10 protein-coding genes and 2 pseudogenes are annotated in these 17,345 nt (G+C 70.2%); 4 read left to right on the forward strand and 8 right to left on the reverse strand.

The features are described from left to right. Position 1 precedes the first annotated feature (1 nt). The 8 genes and pseudogenes from AOK24_RS16845 to AOK24_RS49215 all read right to left on the reverse strand — a co-directional run bounded on the left by AOK24_RS16845 (position 2) and on the right by AOK24_RS49215 (position 9,403). Positions 2 to 3,202, reverse strand: a complete 3,201-nt coding sequence (locus AOK24_RS16845; protein WP_055720892.1) for a tetratricopeptide repeat protein — start codon at positions 3,200 to 3,202, stop codon at positions 2 to 4. 155 nt (positions 3,203 to 3,357) lie between these two features. Beyond that, positions 3,358 to 3,516 (reverse strand): annotated as a pseudogene (locus AOK24_RS50755) (DNA-binding protein); the annotation flags it as partial. A 235-nt stretch (positions 3,517 to 3,751) separates the two neighbouring features. Continuing rightward, the gene (locus tag AOK24_RS16850) at positions 3,752 to 4,498 is read right to left on the reverse strand and encodes a type I-E CRISPR-associated protein Cas6/Cse3/CasE (RefSeq protein WP_240553965.1); all 747 of its coding nucleotides are present in this window, start codon (positions 4,496 to 4,498) and stop codon (positions 3,752 to 3,754) included. Beyond that, on the reverse strand, positions 4,495 to 5,379 hold the full coding sequence (gene cas5e / locus AOK24_RS16855) for a type I-E CRISPR-associated protein Cas5/CasD (protein ID WP_055720893.1): 885 nt from the start codon (positions 5,377 to 5,379) through the stop codon (positions 4,495 to 4,497). Before cas5e ends, AOK24_RS16850 begins: the two co-directional genes overlap by 4 nt. Further along, positions 5,376 to 6,737, reverse strand: a complete 1,362-nt coding sequence (locus tag AOK24_RS16860) for a type I-E CRISPR-associated protein Cas7/Cse4/CasC (RefSeq protein ID WP_055720894.1) — start codon at positions 6,735 to 6,737, stop codon at positions 5,376 to 5,378. Before AOK24_RS16860 ends, cas5e begins: the two co-directional genes overlap by 4 nt. A 55-nt stretch (positions 6,738 to 6,792) precedes the next feature. Beyond that, positions 6,793 to 7,353 (reverse strand): type I-E CRISPR-associated protein Cse2/CasB, encoded by a 561-nt coding sequence (gene casB, locus AOK24_RS16865; protein WP_055720895.1) that lies wholly within the window; start codon positions 7,351 to 7,353, stop codon positions 6,793 to 6,795. Then, positions 7,346 to 8,884 (reverse strand): type I-E CRISPR-associated protein Cse1/CasA, encoded by a 1,539-nt coding sequence (locus AOK24_RS16870; protein WP_079056847.1) that lies wholly within the window; start codon positions 8,882 to 8,884, stop codon positions 7,346 to 7,348. The genes casB and AOK24_RS16870 overlap by 8 nt, the downstream gene beginning before the upstream one ends. A 342-nt stretch (positions 8,885 to 9,226) precedes the next feature. Continuing rightward, positions 9,227 to 9,403 (reverse strand): hypothetical protein, encoded by a 177-nt coding sequence (locus AOK24_RS49215; RefSeq protein WP_167376842.1) that lies wholly within the window; start codon positions 9,401 to 9,403, stop codon positions 9,227 to 9,229. 596 nt (positions 9,404 to 9,999) lie between these two features. On the opposite strand from AOK24_RS49215, the gene AOK24_RS16875 reads away from it, so the two are divergent. The 4 genes and pseudogenes from AOK24_RS16875 to AOK24_RS16890 form a co-directional block, all read left to right on the forward strand. Beyond that, positions 10,000 to 13,551 (forward strand): hypothetical protein, encoded by a 3,552-nt coding sequence (locus AOK24_RS16875; protein ID WP_159051894.1) that lies wholly within the window; start codon positions 10,000 to 10,002, stop codon positions 13,549 to 13,551. Positions 13,552 to 13,592: 41 nt separating this feature from the next. Continuing rightward, complete coding sequence (locus tag AOK24_RS16880) at positions 13,593 to 15,638, forward strand: thioredoxin domain-containing protein (RefSeq protein ID WP_055720900.1); 2,046 nt, start codon at positions 13,593 to 13,595, stop codon at positions 15,636 to 15,638. 186 nt (positions 15,639 to 15,824) lie between these two features. Beyond that, positions 15,825 to 17,081: a glycosyltransferase gene (locus AOK24_RS16885; RefSeq protein WP_055720897.1), complete on the forward strand. Its 1,257-nt coding sequence runs from the start codon at positions 15,825 to 15,827 to the stop codon at positions 17,079 to 17,081. Beyond that, a pseudogene (locus AOK24_RS16890) lies at positions 17,078 to 17,345 on the forward strand (glycosyltransferase); the annotation flags it as partial. The gene AOK24_RS16885 and the pseudogene AOK24_RS16890, both read left to right, overlap by 4 nt.

Below are 17,345 nucleotides of genomic sequence, written 5' to 3' on the forward strand. Positions count from 1 at the left end.
CCTAAGCCGCCCCGGCAGACACCGCCACCCCCATAACTTCCCGCGCATGCCTCCCCGGCACCATCCGCAGCCGCCAAGCCTGCCAGCCCGCCTCCAGGTTCACCCCCCGCTCCAGCACCAACCCGAACGCGTCGACGAAGTCACCCAGCTTCTCGTCCCGCAAGTCGTGGGTCTCGCGGCCGAGTTGGAGGAGCTCCTCCTGCGCGACGGCGGTCCCGACCTCGACCCCGCCGGGAGAGGCGTACGGCAGCAGCGTGCAGCGCAGGAAGCGCGCCCAGTCCTCGCCCCGCCGGTCGCCGTACGACGCGAAGAGGGCGATCGCCTCGTCGCACAGCGAAAGCGCCTGCGCCGTACGCGCGTTGCCCGCGTCGACGACGGCGAGTTCGAGGCACGTCCACGCCTCCCCGTGCGCGACCCCGATCCGCTGGAAGTCGGCGCGCGCGTCCACCAGCAACTGCCGGGCGAACCCGGAGTTGCGCAGGGATCCGGTCTGCGCGGCCCGCTGATCGCGGGTGACGCGGGCGGACTGGTGGCGGGCGCAGGCGAGGCCGTAGACGTCGCGCATCCGGGAGAACATGGTCCGGGAGCGCTCCAACTCGCGTACCGAACGGTCGAGTTGACCGGTCTCCTCCAGGGCGAGACCCAGGTAGTAGACGGTCCACGCCTCCCCGCGGGCGTCCTCGTTCTCCCGGTGCCGCGCGGCGGCGGCCCGCAGATCCTCGGCCGCGAGCGCCGCGTCCCCGGCGATGAGCCGCGTCCGCGCGAGCTGCGTCAACGCCCACGCCTCGCCGCGGGCGTCACGGGTACGCCCGTACAGTTCGAGCGCCCGGTTCAACTCCGAGAAGGCTCCGTCGAGTTCACCGCGCCGCAGGTTCAGCTGGCCCAACTGGTAGTGCGCCCACGCCTCCCCGTGCACGGACCCGCCCCGCCGGTGCAGGACGAGCGACTCGGTGAGCAGCTCCAGCGCCTCGGACAACCGCGCCCGGTCCCGCTCGACGGCGGCCAGCGCATGCATCGACCACGCCCGGTCGGTCGCCAACTCCGGTGCCTGTTGCAGGTCGAGAGCCTCGCGCAGCTTCACGGCGGCCTCGACCAGGTTCCCCTGGTGATGCAGGGTGATCCCGAGCGAGCACAGCGCCCGCGCGGCCCCGGCGTCGTGATGCGACTGGAGATACAGGTCGACGACGGACGTCAGCGTCGTGCGCGCCTTGTCCAGCTCACCGAGCTGCCGCGCGGCGATCCCGGTACGCCACTGCACGGACCGCACGAGCAGCCCCCGGTCGATGGACTGCGCCAACTCGCTGATCTCACCGAGCCGGTAGAGGTCGCCGCGCAGCAGGCAGTAGTCGCACAGCGCGCCCAGCAGACTGAGTACGGCGGCCTGGTCGACGCCCTCGGCATGCCGCAGCGTCGCGGTGATGAAGCTGGACTCGTCGTCGAGCCACCGCAACGCCTCGTCCAGGGACGTGAATCCGTGCGGGCTGAACCGGTCGGACCGCGTCGACATGTTGCCGTCGACCAACCGCAGCACGGAGTCGGCGAGTTCGGAGTAGCTGACGATCAACCGCTCCTGGGCGGCGACGAGTTCACTCGTCTCCTCCTCGTCCTGCAACCGGGCGGCGGCGAACGCGCGCACCACGTCGTGCAGCCGGAACCGGTCCCCGCGCACCCGGTCGATCAGCCCGGCACGCGCCAACTCGCCCAGCAGCCGGGCCGCTTCGGTCCGGTCGGTGGCGAGCAGCGCGGCAGCGGCGGCGGCCCCCAGCGAGGCCCGCCCGGCGAGCGCGAGCCGGCGCAGCAGCCGCCGGGTCTGCTCGGGCTGGTCGGTGTAACGCAGCCACAGGACACGGTCGGTGGGCTGTACGGGGCCGTACGCGCCCAGTTCCGTGGCGAGTGCGCGCGGTGAGCGCGGGCCCAGCGCGGAACCGGCGATGCGCAGCGCCAGCGGGAGCCCGCCGCACAGGTCCAGGACCCGGTCGGTGGACTCCGCGTCGTAGGGGCCCGTGCTGTCCTGCGCGGCGGCGGCCAGCAGCTCCTCCGCGCCGGCCGCCTCCAGCGGGCGTACCGGCAACTCGTGGACCCACGCGCCGAGTTCGGCGGGCAGCGGGAGCGGGCCCCGGGACGTCACCAGGACCAGGCTGTCCGAGCGCTCCGGGATCAGCGTGCGGACCTGCGCCGGGTCGGAGGCGTCGTCCAGGACGACCGTGACCGGGAGCTTCGTCAGGTGCTGGTAGTACAGCTCGCTCAGCCGTTTCACCTGCTGGTCCGCCGACGACCGTTCCCGGAACAGGAGTTGCTCGCGCGGCGCGCCCAGCCGGTTCAGCAGGTGCAGCAGCGCGTCCCGCGTCGACAGCGGGCCCTCGTCCGAACCGCCGCGCAGGTCCACGACGCAGGCGCCCCGGAACTGGTCGCGCAGATCGTGCGCCGCGCGCACCGCGAGCGCCGTACGCCCGCTGCCGGGTTCGCCGTGCAGCACCACCACCGTCGGGCGCGTCCGCGTCGACGCCCGGCCCGCCTGCACCCACTGCCTGATCTTCGCCAGCTCCTGCCGCCGCCCCGCGAACACCCCGGACGATTCCGGCAGTTGGGCGTACGACTGCTCAAGCAGCGTACGGCCGCGCGCCGCTGCGCTCTTGTCGGTGCCCTTCAGCTGCGGCCCCGTCGCCTTCGGGCCCGTCGACGCGCTCAGCACCCGCTGCTGGTCGAGGAACGGGCGGATGCCCCGCACCTCCAGCGCCGTCAGCCACTGGAGCCTCAACTGCTCGGCCCCGCCCGGCTGTCCGGCCGCACCGGCCCGGCGGCTCGCGGCCGGCAGATGCGTGCCGGCCACCTTCACGACCGTCGCCGCGGCGCCCACGACCCCGACCGTGAGGCCCGCGCCGAACGCCGTACCCGTGCCCGTGCCGAGCACCAGGTCGGCCACCGTCGTCGTCACCGCGGCAACACCCGCGATCAGCAACGGAGTTCGGCCGCCCTCCTCGGCGTACCGCTTCCCGAAGCTCACGTTCGCCGCCTCGGCCTCGCTCAACGCCCGTGTGTACGCCTCGTACTCGGCGCCGGCGGTCTCCGCCATGGCATCCAGCGCGCCCCGCGCCCTCCCCAGCAGCACCTTCCCGTCCGTACGCCCCCCGGACCGCCGCACCTCCTCCTCAACAGCCCGAACCACCAACCGCTCGGCCTCGACCCGATGACTGTCCCGCATGTCCCGTCCCCCTCCGGCGGCAACAGCTGTCCTTGGTCAAGTGTGCGGCGGGGGGCGCCCGGATGCGAAGAGGAGAACTGGCACCGTCCTGTCACAACTCGTTGCCGGGGGTCGGCAGGGAGGGGGCGCGGGGGCGCATCGGACAGCTCAGGTGTTCATACCTCTCTGACGGTCACGTGGTTTCCGCAGAGCTTCGACCAGTCGTCACGGTCGGACGTCAGGACGATCACGGGGACCGGGACACGGAGCGCGAGCGCGGCGACGAGGGCGCCGATCGCGTACCCGCGCCCGTGCAGCCTGCCTGCGTCCTGAAGAGTCGAGCACCAGCGAGCGGGCCGACTGCTCCTTCACGCAGTACCCCGTTCTGCATCACTGGCGTGGGCGAGCCCGTCCATGGCGAGCTGATGCCTGACAGCTTCGGTGATGTAGCTGGACAGGCCGCGGCGGCCGGTTCGGGAACGGATCTCACTGACCAACGCGACGGGCATGGACACGGAAATATTCTCGGTGGTCCCCGATCGGGTCGGCTTTCGGCCTCCCTTGAGTGACTCAGCGTACGAGGATCAGCCCGCAGCTGTACGCGCGCGCGTGGCCGATGCCCTGAGCGAGGGCCGCGACGAAGCTCTTGGGGTCGGTGACCGTGAGCGTGCCCTTGATCTCCGCACGGGCGATACGCAGGCCCTTGTGCGATGCAGTGCTGGAGGCGACCGGAAGCATGCGAACGGCGATCCGGTCGGTGTCGGTGTCCGCTCCGATGCGGGTCACACCATCCGGTGCGACCGCGGGTTCGCCGAACGGCTGGAGTCGGCGTGCGAACCACCCCTTCACGTGCTCGGGGCGGGTGTGAGGGACGCGGGCGCTGCGGCTCTTCGGTGGAGAGCCGGCCGGGGGCGGAACGGCCCGCACAGGATTGACCACTGTGCGGAAGGCGACCTGGTCACCGGCCCGGAAGGTGCGGTCGACGGTGAGGGGCTCCGGCTTTTCGGCCAGGGCGGCGAAGGGGATGTTGCTCCAGTCGGCGGCAAGTGACGACTGGACCACCAGGTTGAGCCGCGCCTGGCGGAGGTCGACGGTCCAGGTCGACAGGATGCCCATCTGGGATCGCGGGCTCTGGGCGCCGTCCTCCAGCCAGCCGAGGAAGCCGCTCATGACGGTCCGGTGCATGTCCTGCGCGTCGATGAGCATTTTGCCGACGAAGGGGTGCCGGGAATCCAGGGTCAGCAGGGTCTGCGCGACGACGAACCTGGCGGCCCGGCCCCCCGAGGGCATGTTCGACGCGGTGGTGGTCGTGTTCACAGGATGATGTCCCATCCACGGGCTTGTGCGGCGATGGTGATGCGGTGACGGGTCTCCCAGCGGAGGCTGTGGGTACTTCCGTCCGATCCGAAACACACGGGCTGGTCGGACAGGGGGCCGACACCGGGAATCGGCTGAGGGGCTTCGATCCAGGCCCACGGGCGCCCGCGCGCCACGCCGGCCTGCGGCTCGCCTTCGTGGCCGACGGCGTCGGGAAGCAGCGCATGCGTCTCGAACGCCTTCTTGAGAGGGCCGGGAACGATGCCGAGGGCGAGGTCCCCCGAAGGAGGACAGGCTTTCCGGCCGAGCCAGAGAAGGTGTTTCGGGTGCTCCAAGGCGTGGGCGACGCGGCTCAGGAGGGCCTGGTCCGGATACTCGAGGCCCACGAGGAACGCGGCGTCAGCGAGGTACCAGCGCTCGGTGATCAGACTGTGACGGCGCACCTCTTTGGAAACGAGGTTCCCCGACTCCGGATCGGTGGTGACGTACTTCGGCGAGCCGTACCACGCTGCCAGTTCCTCGCGGCCGAACGGACCGGGCTGTGGCGGGTCCGGTAGCAGGGCGGGAGTCGCCTTGGCGGCTCGCTGGTGGTCGGTGATGAGATCACGGGGGCGCAGGGGGTACCGTCCGCCGCCGACGGTCTGGTAGTCGCGAAGCGGCGTGCCGGGCCGATCGGCCCGCACTCCGAAGAGCGCCTCGGCCAGCCCTCCGAGGGGCTCTTCCCGGGGCAGCCCGAGGGCAGCGGCGCACAGGCCGATCACACCAGATTTCGTGGGACGGCTATGAGTGTCGCGGCGGGCGAACCTGCCGGTGATACCCCAGGACTGCAGGGGGCCGGCCAGCCGGACGAGCAGGACGTGCGTGTCGGTGGCGACGGTCACAGGACGAGGTCCTCCGCCCGCTCCACCACGGACACCGACTCCGGCAGTCCCAGTTCTCCCAGGAGCAGGTCGATCTCGGGGTCGTACGTGAGCACGTGCGCGGCACGCAGATCGTCGCGGCGGCGGCTGACGAAGGTGTGGTGACGCAGCAGCCTGCGGACGGCGGCCGGACCCGCCGGCCCTTCCCCGCCCTCGGACAAGGGCGTCTCGTCGACCGGCTTCTGGAAGGCGGACGCGTAGTTGTAGGGACGTTCACCCTCGAACGCGAGGATGAGCGCAGGGAGTGAACCGGTGGACGCAGTGGAGTTCTTCTTTGCTTCCGGAAAGGCTTCGATGAAGGAGTTCACGAACTCCTTCTCGGCCTCGCGGGCGACCTCCTCGGTCTCGGCTTCGTCCATGCCGGCTGCTCGCAGATTGGTGCGGAGCTGTGTCCGGTCGAGGACAGCGTGCCGGTAGAAGGTGCCAGAGATGAGGGACTGATAACCCGTCATGCCCGCGCCCGCGTCGTCTGCGGCGTCGAGGAAGTCGAGTGCGTTGCGCTTCCGCTCCAGTTTCGCGTCGTCGGCGGCGGCGTAGAAATCCTCGATTTGTTCCGATTCGTGAACAGTGAAGGCGTGTGCGGTCTGGACGGCGCCGTCGACATTCGGCGAGTCGGGAATCTCAGCGAGGAAACGACCGTAAAGAGCGATGTCCACGGCGTCGCGAGGAGCGAGGGCCAGGAGGACGGCGTCGCGTGTGGCCTTGGGCAACGGGGGAAGGCCGACGGCCACGGTCGCGGCTGCTTCCGTCGTGTCCCCCTCCGCTTCCTCCGGCGGTGTCGCAGCCTTCTTGCCGGCTCCGCGACGCGTCCTCTTCGCCGCCTCGGCGCGGGCCTGGGCGTCGAGATACGCATCGCACCATTCCTCGACCTCGGCCGCCCGGTCGGCGATGTGCTGCGCGACCTTCGCCCCCGCGTCGGACGGCGCGAAGATGAGCACCTTGGTCAGATTGGCCACGGTCTTCTTCTTCGGGTCGCCGAACTTGAGGCCGGTTCCCTCCAGAACCGCACGGGCGGTGATGAGGGCCCTGTCCCGGTCCCACCCGTGAGCGGACTCGAGTTCCCGGCCGGCGAGGAGCGCCCACTCCCGGGTACGGATACCCATGCTCCGCCCCTTCAGCGCACCCCGGCCGGCGTTGGCCCGGTTCCGGGCATGGACCCGTTCCGCACGCCTGCGGGCCTGGCTGGTGATCATGTGCCGTTCCACCCCGCCGAAAACAAGGGTCTTGGGCTGCGCGTTCTCGTCGCGCACGGGGAGGACCGCCGCCAGGGTCTCGATGAGGTGCAGAGAGAGGAACTGGCTTCGGGACGACTCGGTCATGAGGTGATGCCCTTCCGTGTCTTCGGTCGAATCGATGGCGGGTACGCGGGGCGCCTCATCGGCTCGCCCGACGCCTACCGGCCGCTTCCGGCGGGGTGTGGAACTCGACGGACCACCGGTAAGCGACGCGCGCCTTGCGGTCGTTCCACTTGATGAGGTCCTCGGCCAGACCGGACCAGGAGGGCGGGGGCTGTTCGCAGGACCGGAGCCGGGTGACCGCGTGCTGGAGGTGGCGCCAGGGCACGCGCCGGCTGCTGACGACACGGTCCAGAAGCCGCTGGGCGCCGGGGTTGTCCGGCCCGCGCCCGACTCCGTCCCCGATCCTGCGGGCCGCAGCGCCGAGGCTGCCGTGGCCGTACGAGGGTGTGGCGCGTCCCTGGTGGTAGATCGCGAACAGGAACGCCACCCGCTCGAAGAGATCGCGATGGTCGTCGCCCCCGAACCAGCCCGCGCGGATGTGAGCCTGGGTGCGGACCCGGGACCGCCGAAGCTCGGCGAGTGTCCCGTACTCGCGGTTGTGTACGAGGGTGGTGAGCCAGGAAGTGAGCGCCGCGCTGTCATGTGGGAAGAGAGGCTCTTCCCCGTCCGTTCCGGTCGACGGATTCTGCTCAGTCAACGGAGGTCTCCCCTCGGAGTTCGGCCGGAGCCCGCTTCCCGGACACGGCCTCTTCGAAAAGCCCCACGGCCCGGGCGCGCGCACGGTTGTTGCGGTCACCGGGCGGCAGGGTGTCGAGGCGCTGGAACAGCTGGGCGCGGGCCGTGCCCGTCAGCTCCAGTGCGTAAGCGGTCAACGGCGCCGAGACGGGGTCGTCCTCGTCGTCGAATCCCCGGTCGATCACTTCGTCCAGCAGTTCCGCGAAGGGATCTTCGGCAGCGGGCCAGAAGGAATACCGGGCGTCGAGCCGCGCCACCTGACCGCTTTCGTCCGCGGTGCGCATGGCCGGGAAGGCGGTTTCGGCGGCTACGGTCGCCGCTTTCTTCAGGACCAGCGCGATGTATTCGGCGATGACCGAGCCTCGGCGGGACGCCCGGTAGAGGTGGGCGGCCATACCGGGGGCGTAGGGGTAGGAGCCGTGCGTCCAGGCGACCGGCAGCGTCTTGTTCGCCAGCAGCCCCACGGCCCACAGATGGTAAGGGGCGCCCGGACTCGTGCGCTCGTACGGGAGCAGCGACCGCAGCCGCGCGTACATCCCGGTGCTGTCGTCCATGACGGCGCTGTAGAGGGCGTGGGCCTGCTGCCAGAGGGCCCTGCTGGGGGAGGCCCACAGGGGTTTCCGTAGGCCGCTCGCCGTCTCGCTGTACACGGCGTCCTGAAGATGGCGCGTCGGGTCGAGTTCCAGTACCTCACCGGCCCCGATCAGGACCCGGTCGACCATGACCTGACCGTGCGGCCCGTGCGCCGGGCGCAGGAGCACAGAACGGCCCAGAGAACTGTGCAGGTCCGCGGAGCTCCGCGGCGCCCGGGGCTCCGCCTTCCTGTCGAACCTCCGCCGCTCGAAGCCGGGCGTGTTCCAGGACGTGTTGAGAGGTTCTCCCGGCCCATCGGGCGGATACAGGTTCAGACGCAGCGTCTCGCCCAGCGTCTTCCCCAGGGTGACGACGCGGATCCGTCCCGTCAGCCGACCCGCAGCAAGGTTCGTGACCTTGGCACCGAGCCGCCGTCCCGACATACGGGCCCGTCCGTAGGGTGCGTAGGCGTGTTGAGTGAGCGTGGCGAGAAACGCGTGCGCCGCCGGGAGGGGGTTCTCGCGTTCGAGGTGGTGGTGGTCGAAGTGCTGGTTGTAGTCGCCGGCATGCTCGATGATCAGCTGAGCGGTTCCGGTGCCGCTCTCGCGGAGATCCTCAAGGAGGCACGCGTTCTGTGCGAGCGGTTCTGTGGGGTGGAACAGGTCCCAGGAATCGGCGGGCTGCTGCCTCAGCCAAGCGCCGGCCGGCGCGAGGCTTGTCCCTTCGCGGATCCAGGAACGCCACTCCTCGTCGGAAGCCGGACAGGTGCCCGAAGCGAAGCAGATGGCGAGGAGATACTCGATGGCAGCGACGGTCTCGCCCGGTGAGGCGCAATCGAGAGCGGCCAGTTCGTCGGCCTGTTCGAGGACCCCGCACAGGGAGTGATGGGCCGTGGCGCCGACGAGGGTGACGGTCGGCAAGCAGGGTTTGAAACGAGGATCCCAGCTGGGACGCTGCCCGGCAGGGTCCGACGGACGATTCTCGTGCAATGCGTGTCACCGCCTCCTGAGCAAAGGGCTTGGGGGTGGGCGCGGGGGTCACATCCCCACCTGTGTGGGGAACAGGCCTGTAGAGAGCCCTCAGGGCTTCCGACGGGTCATTCCCGCTGCCGGCGGGACGGTGCAGCCACTTTGTACATGACGCTGTGCACCTAACTGATTACTTCAAGCCGTGGGGGATCTCTCGATCACACAGGCGAGAGGGGCACTCCGTGGAGCCCTGAAGGGCCCTCTGGGCATCCGAGTTCCATCGATGCGCCGGCCTCAACGAGGCCGCCTGCGCACGAGGATGCTGAGCGTCGTCCGCGCGTCCTTGCGGCGTTCCGGCGTGGGAGCCAGGACGGAGACGAGGGCCACGAGGAACAGGACGCTGGTGTAGAGCAGGCCGGCGCCCCCGCTCAAGGCGGCGGCGTACGTGAGCAGTTGGGGGAGGTCGAGCATGGTCCATCCTTTTGTCGAGAGCCGGGTTCGGCTGTTGCGGCGGTGGACCCAGACTCGCTTCGACGCGAGATGCGGTGAAGTTGCGCCGACCTCCGCATCGCGGTTCTCGCAGGTCAGCCATGCCGAAGTAGTACGAGAGCGGCAGCGTTTTCGGGTAGTGGGCCAGGAACGGGAGTGGATCCGTGGCGGCTTCGTCGAGAGACGCGCGTGACGAGTTGCGCAACATGCTGAAGACGGCAGGGGAGGAAGCCGTAGGGCGACCGCTCCTCGCGGAGGCGATCGAGGGGTCAGGGATCGCTCCCTCGACATGGCGGGGCTGGTGCCAGGGGAGAACGGTGCCTTCGAGGGCGCTGGCAGGTCGCTTCCTGGACGCCGTGGGGAGGCTGCGGGGCGCGTCCGGCTCCTTGGCGTACCCGACCGAGAGGTGGGAGGCCGTCCTGCGCGCAGCGCAGGAGGAGGCGAGAGGCGCGCGAGATGGCCAGATTCTCGCGAACCGACGGGAGAAGGAGCCAGACCTCCGCTTCGTTCGGCTGCATGGGCCGGCCTTGGAGGCCACTGGCGTCGAGGTTCGCGGACGGACGAGCGAGCGTACGGAGATGAACTCGTTCGTCCGGGACTCCCGGGCCGAGGCGCCGTCCTATCTCTGCTGGTACGCCGACGCCCCCGTCGGCAAGACCCTGCTGCTCGCCGACTATGTCAGCCGACGGCCTCCTGCGGGCACAGACATCCTGACCTTCTTCGTCTCCGCGGACCACGGCACCAACACGCGGCCCGAGTTCGAGAGAGAAATCGCCCACCAGATCGATGACTTCCTCGGTGCACAGGGGAGTCCCGTTCCGGGAAACGTCCGGGAGTGGCGTGAGCGCTTCGCCGAGGCGGCCGCGAAGAGCGCCGGCCTCGGTCGGAGGCTCCTGCTCGTGATCGACGGACTTGACGACGATGTGGCCTGGGCGGGCGCCGGGGCGGAGAACGCGCCGAGCATCGCCGCTCTCCTGCCCGCACGCCCGCCATCCGGCATGCGCGTCATCGTCTCCCTCCGGCGCTGGGGACGGTTCCCCGATGACCTCCCTCCAGTGAGGCACCCGCTGCGCCGGCGCCGACACCTGCGGATCCTTCCACCCGTCGCGGGCGTGCGGCTGATCCGCGAACCAGCGCCAGGCACAACCGAGTTGGGGGAACGGACTGCGGGGCTGCTGGCCGTGGCGGGCGGCGGCCTCCGCGCGGCGGACCTCGCGGAGCTGACCGGACTCCCCGTGGATCACTTCGACCGCTTGGTGCACGGGCCGGCGGGCCGCGCCCTCGTGGCCGATGATCCGGTGTCCCGGACGTATGCCCTGGCCGACCTCTCTCTTGCCCGCGCAGTCCGTGAGGCCTTGGGGGAGGAGGGGGTCCTGCGGTACACCCGTCAACTGCTGGCCTGGTCGCAGCGATACCGTGCGGCCGGCTGGCCGGACGGTACGCCTCCGTACCCCTTGGAGCACCAGCTCCGTCTGCTGGCCGATGCCGGCGAACGCGCCGCGTACGTCGTCGACCTACCCCGATTGCGGCGGCTCGCCCACACAGCTGGTCCGGATGCCGCACTCGCCCAACTGGACGACTTCGAAACGGAAGTCGGAGGACCGAAGGGCGCCGATCCGGAAGAGCTTTCCTCTGCCGCGTTGGCGACCCTCGTACCGCTCAGCGCCGTGCGGTGCCTCCTGCGCCGGCAACCGTACGAAGTGCCTGACGGGGGCGCCTCCCTCTTGGTCAGGCTGGGGTACGCGGAGCGTGCACGCGGCTTGGCTCGTTCGGCGCCCACGGCGATCGCCAGAGCTGTTCACCTGGCGGAGGTGGCGGTGGAACTGGCTTACGCGGGACGAGACGAACCGGAAGTCGCCGCCGTCGTAGGGGAGTCAGCCGAATCGCTGGTCAGTGATCACGCCCAGGAGGGATTTCCCGGCAACCTCCGAGACCCCGAGTCGCGCACACGACTCCTGACCGCCGCCCGCACGCTGGCGACGCTGAACGGCCCTGATGTCGCCAGGCCCTTGCTCCGTGCGGTGCTCCAGGACCCGGCGGCGGGGACAGAGACGCTCGTCGAGGCCGCAAGGATGCTGGACCGGGAGCGAGATCGAGACATGGTGGAGACACTGCGGGACCGTGCGGAGGCGTTGAGCGAGGGCGGCATGCGCGCCCGGGCGGCTGCGGTGGATCTGTGGGGCGCGCTGGCGCGGGCGGTTCCTTCTCTGGGCCCGGACGCCGGCAACCGTATCGAAGCCGTCTGCGAGGGGATCGACGACACGGACGGGCCGGCCTCCGTGGACGTCCTGGCCTCTGCGGCGTCGGCGCTCGCGGCTCTGCCCGCCAAGCGGCCTCGCGCGGCACGCGAACTGATGCGGAGGGCCCTGGCCTCGACAAGCAGCACGATCGAGGCACTGAAGAACCCCGCTTCTCTGTCCACCGGCTCCTTGTCCGAAGAGGACAGGGCTCATCTGCGCCGCGAACTGGCGGGAACTCTGGCGCGCCTTGCCAAGTCTGTGGCCGACACGGGCCTCATGAAGGCGGACCTCGACGACATGAGACAGCTGGTGGAGACCCTGCCGGAAGGACTGCGCATCGGGACTCTCGGAGAGCCCCTGGTGGAACGGGCGCAGTGGGTCATGGAGACGACGGAGGACGACAGGAAGCGACGGGACAGCGCGGCGGACACCGCTGCCGAGGAGACACGGAGAGCGAAGCGCAGGAGCAAGGACGCCGAGCGCTACTCCCGGGCCATGGAACGCAAAAGGCACGCCGAGGCGAAGGCAGGACGAGCCGCACCATGCGAGCCTGATGATGCACGGAGGGCGGCGAAGGCCGGGCGCGGATCCGCAGCCTCGCGCTTGCACATGCACCGGAGGTCGGCCGGCCTGCCTTCCCCCGGCGACGGCCCCCGCGTCGATGACCCCGCATCCCTGCTCCTTCTGGAAGCGGAAGCCCAGCTCGCCGCAGGCAACGCCTCGCGAAGCCGAGAGCTTGTGGAGACGGCCCTGCGAGAGCGACCGGCCACACGGCCGGCGACGTCCTGGGGCGCCTCGCCTCTTCCGGGAGACTGGACCGTGGACCTCTGCCAGGCCATGGGCACGGCAGGCCTGTCGGACGAGGCCGGAGCGCTCGCGCACAGCGCGCTCGACCCCCATGACCGTGCGCGCCACCTGGCTGCCCTCTCCCTGGGCTGCTCTCTCGCCAGCCACGACGGCCCGGCCGCCCGCCACGCCCGAGCGGCGGCCGACCTGGTCCCCGACGACGCCGCGCCCGAGCTCGCGAACGCGGTGGCCCAGGCAGTCGCCCACACCGGGGACGAGTACCTGGCCTCGGCGCTGGTGAAGGGGCGCACCTCTGCGCGGAGGCAAGCGCTGACGGCCGTCGCCGCCGGACTCGTACGCCACTGCCCCGAGGGGGCGGCACGAGTCGCCATGCCCTTGATCGAGGCCCTGGCGCGACGGATCGACGCAAGGATGCAGGGCAACCTCCCCAGCCTGCTCCCTGAACTGGCGGCTCTGCTCCTGGCCTTCCGTGACCCTCGGCGCCCTGGCCCGCTCCTGACCGACGCACTCCATCGCACCGCTCTGCACATGACGGCTCCGTCCTTGCCGCAACCGACACCGTCGATGGCCGTTCTTGCCCTCCTGGAACGGCTCGGCTGCCTTCCCGACGAGGCCGCGGAGGCCGCCGCAAGCCGGATCGACAGGTGGCGACGCTCGCTCCGCCCAGGACAGGGATCCCCCTCGGAACTCGCCCTGCTGGCCGCGGTGGAGGGCGATATCTCCGCCGTATGGCGTCACGCCGACGCCGCAAGCACCCCGGAGACCCGACGGGCAGCGCTCTGCGCTGCCGCCGCCCACCTGGCGCGTGCCCGGTTGTCCTTGGCCACGGACACCCATACCGAGGACCGAACGGTCCGGACCTGCCTGGCACTCGCCCGGGCTTGTGGCGGCAGCAGCCGTCCCGGAGAGGACACGGCACGGCGCATCGCGCTGGGACTGTCGAGATCAGACGCGTGGACCCACACGATCCCCCTGCTCCCACAACTCGCTCCTGAGGCGCTGGGCCACCTGGGCGCGATCGCGGTGGACGCGGTGAGTGCCTGCTGGACCTGCCGATTCGACCAAGCTACCGAGGGCCCGTGAGTTTCGTCGACAGCGGGAGGCCCTGTGAGAGGCTGGGCCGCATGAACCGGCTAGCGGGTGTGACCTCGCCGTATCTGCTCCAGCACGCTGACAACCCGGTCGACTGGTGGCCGTGGACACCGGAGGCTTTCGAGGAAGCGCGACGGAGGGACGTACCCGTTCTGCTGTCGGTCGGATACTCCGCGTGCCACTGGTGCCACGTCATGGCCCACGAATCCTTCGAGGACCAGCAGACCGCCGACTACCTCAACGAGCACTTCGTCAGCGTCAAGGTGGACCGCGAGGAGCGGCCGGACGTGGATGCGGTGTACATGGAAGCCGTGCAGGCCGCGACCGGGCAGGGCGGCTGGCCGATGACGGTGTTTCTCACGCCGGACGCGGAGCCGTTCTACTTCGGGACGTATTTTCCGCCCGAGCCCCGGCATGGGTCACCCTCCTTCCGGCAGGTGTTGGAGGGGGTGCGGCAGGCGTGGAGTGGGCGGCGGGAGGAGGTCGCGGAGGTTGCCGGGAGGATCGTGCGGGATCTGGGGGAGCGGGAGATCTCGTTCGGGGACGCGCAGCCGCCCGGTGAGGAGGAGCTGGCGGCGGCGTTGTTGGGGCTGACGCGGGAGTACGACCCGCAGCGCGGGGGGTTCGGGGGTGCGCCGAAGTTTCCGCCGTCGATGGTGGTGGAGTTTTTGTTGAGGCATCATGCGCGGACGGGGTCCGAGGGTGCGTTGCAGATGGCGTCGGACACGTGTGAGCGGATGGCCAGGGGCGGGATCTACGACCAGTTGGGCGGCGGGTTCGCCCGGTACTCCGTCGACCGCGACTGGATCGTGCCGCATTTCGAGAAGATGCTGTACGACAACGCGCTGCTGTGCCGCGTGTACGCCCACCTGTGGCGCTCGACGGGTTCGGAGCTGGCCCGCAGGATCGCCCTGGAGACGGCGGACTTCATGGTCCGCGAACTCCGCACGCCCGAGGGCGGGTTCGCGTCGGCGCTGGACGCGGACAGCGACGACGGCACCGGGAAACACGTCGAAGGCGCGTACTACGTGTGGACCATGGACGACCTGCGAGAGACCCTCGGAGCTGATGCCGACCTCGCCGCGCACTACTTCGGCGTCACCGAGGACGGCACCTTCGAGCACGGCGCCTCGGTCCTCCAACTCCCGCAGACGGAGGGCGTGTTCGACGCGGACAGGGTCGCGTCGATCCGTACCCGCCTCCTCGCGCGCCGCGCCGAGCGCCCCGCCCCCGGCCGGGACGACAAGGTGGTGGCCGCCTGGAACGGCCTGGCGGTCGCGGCGCTCGCGGAGACGGGCGCGTACTTCGACCGCCCCGACCTGATCGAGGCCGCCCTCGCGGCGGCCGACCTCCTCGTCCGCGTCCACCTCGACGACCACGCCCACCTCACCCGCACCAGCAAGGACGGCCACCCCGGCGCGAACGCGGGCGTGCTGGAGGACTACGGCGATGTGGCGGAAGGCTTCCTCGCGCTGGCCGCCGTCACAGCGGAGGGCGTCTGGCTGGACTTCGCCGGCCTGCTCCTGGACCACGTCCTGGCCCGCTTCACGGACCCGGAGTCGGGCGCCCTGTACGACACGGCGTCGGACGCCGAGCAGTTGATCCGCCGCCCGCAGGACCCCACGGACAACGCGACCCCCTCGGGCTGGACGGCGGCGGCGTCGGCGCTCCTGTCGTACGCGGCCCACACGGGCGCCGAACCCCACCGGACCGCCGCCGAAAAGGCACTCGGCGTGGTCAAGGCGCTCGGCCCTCGCGTGCCCCGCTTCATCGGCTGGGGCCTGGCCGCGGCGGAGGCGCTCCTCGACGGACCGCGCGAAGTCGCCGTAGTGGCAAGGGAGTTGACCGATCCGGCCGGAAAGAGCCTGCACCGACAGGCACTTCTGGCCACCGCTCCCGGAGCAGTCGTGGCCTATGGTGTGACGGACAGTGACGAGTTCCCCTTGATCGTCGATCGGCCACTTTCGGGAAGTGAAGCAACGGCGTACGTCTGCCGTAACTTCACTTGTGATCTTCCGACGACGGACCCCGATCACCTGCACACCGCACTGACCGGCGGGAACGGTCGCGCCACTTGATCATTACCGGCCAAAAAAGAGACCACGTGTCCGGATATGGGCAGCTAAGAACAAGTCGGCTCTGAAACAAGCTATTTATCGGAAGACCTCCCCCCGTTCACAGTTTCCACTTAGCCTCAGCACATGACGCGACGCATGTGACGCGCCGTCGCGACAGGGGGCTCTGAGATCTGGGGGGATCTTTTCTTGTTCACGTCCGTCTTCATATCCGCCGTCTCGCTGGCCCTTTTCGGGATGGCGGCCTTCACCCTCTGGTGGCAGATGCACGCCTGGCGTACGCCGGAAGTGCTCGCCTCGACCAGTTTCGGCCAACCCGACGGCGGCCAACACACCTCGTTCTCCCTGCTGTTGCCCGCGAGGCACGAACAGGCCGTCCTCGACCACACCATCCGCCGGCTCCTGGAGTCGAGCCACACCGACTTCGAGATCATCGTGATCGTCGGCCACGACGACCCCGAGACCGCCGAGGTCGCCGAACGCGCCGCCGCCCGCGACCCGCGCGTGCGCGTCGTCGTCGACACCCACGAGACGAAGAACAAGCCGAAGGCGATGAACACGGCGCTCCCGCACTGCCGGGGCGGCGTCGTCGGGGTCTTCGACGCCGAGGACCAGGTCCACCCCGAACTCCTCGCCCACGTCGACCACGCCTTCCGCACCACCGGCGCCGACGTCGTCCAGGGCGGCGTCCAGCTCATCAACTTCCACTCCAGCTGGTACAGCCTGCGCAACTGCCTGGAGTACTTCTTCTGGTTCCGCTCCCGGCTCCACCTGCACGCGGAGAAGGGGTTCATCCCGCTCGGCGGCAACACCGTCTTCGTCCGCACCGACGTCCTGAGGGAAGCCGGCGGCTGGGACTCCAACTGCCTCGCCGAGGACTGCGACTTGGGCGTGCGGCTCTCCTCCGTCGGCAAGAAGGTCGTCGTCGCCTACGACTCCGACATGGTGACCCGCGAGGAGACCCCGGGCTCGCTCATGTCCCTGCTCAAACAGCGAACTCGCTGGAACCAGGGCTTCCTTCAGGTCTACCGCAAGAAGGACTGGAAGCAACTCCCGGGCTTCGGCCAGCGGTTGCTGGCCCGCTACACCCTCATGACCCCGTTCCTCCAGGCGTTCTCCGGCGTCGTCATCCCGCTCAACGCGGCGATCGCGCTCTTCCTCGACGTCCCCGTCGCCGTCGCCTTCGTCACCTTCCTGCCGGCCGTCACCGCGCTCGTCACGTTCGTCTTCGAACTCGTCGGGCTCCACGACTTCGGCAAGCAGTACGGCCTGCGCGTGCGCTTCGCCCACTACGTCAAGCTCGTCGTCGGCGGCCCCTTCTATCAGGTCCTCCTCGCGGGCGCCGCGATCCGTGCCGTCTGGCGCGAGCAACGCGGGCAGAGCGAATGGGAGTTGACCGAGCACACCGGCGCGCACCTGACCACCCGAGAGGACGTTCCCGCGTGACCTCCACCCTCCCCGCGGTGACCACCCCGAAGGTCCCCGCGCAGCGCACCGTCGCGCCCATGACCCGCCCCGCCCCCACCCCACGCCCCTCGAAGAAACCCGATCTCCTGCTGTGCGGCGCCCTGTTGGCGGCGATCCTCGTCGTCCAGGGCTGGAACATCGCCGCCTACCCCACCCTCAGCGACGACGAGGGCACCTACCTCGCCCAGGCGTGGGCCGTCCAGGAGGGCAAGGGCCTCGCCCACTACACCTACTGGTACGACC

The sequence above is a fragment of the Streptomyces niveiscabiei genome (assembly GCF_001419795.1).
Lineage (GTDB): Bacteria > Actinomycetota > Actinomycetes > Streptomycetales > Streptomycetaceae > Streptomyces > Streptomyces niveiscabiei.

What these genes read in the sequence shown, in the direction of transcription:
- AOK24_RS16845 (WP_055720892.1), bottom strand. Translation starts at nt 3,202, where the DNA reads ATGCGGGACAGTCATCGGGTCGAGGCCGAGCGGTTGGTGGTTCGGGCT.
- AOK24_RS16860 (WP_055720894.1), bottom strand. Translation starts at nt 6,737, where the DNA reads ATGACCGAGTCGTCCCGAAGCCAGTTCCTCTCTCTGCACCTCATCGAG.
- AOK24_RS49215 (WP_167376842.1), bottom strand. Translation starts at nt 9,403, where the DNA reads ATGCTCGACCTCCCCCAACTGCTCACGTACGCCGCCGCCTTGAGCGGG.
- AOK24_RS16875 (WP_159051894.1), top strand. Translation starts at nt 10,000, where the DNA reads ATGAACTCGTTCGTCCGGGACTCCCGGGCCGAGGCGCCGTCCTATCTC.
- AOK24_RS16880 (WP_055720900.1), top strand. Translation starts at nt 13,593, where the DNA reads ATGAACCGGCTAGCGGGTGTGACCTCGCCGTATCTGCTCCAGCACGCT.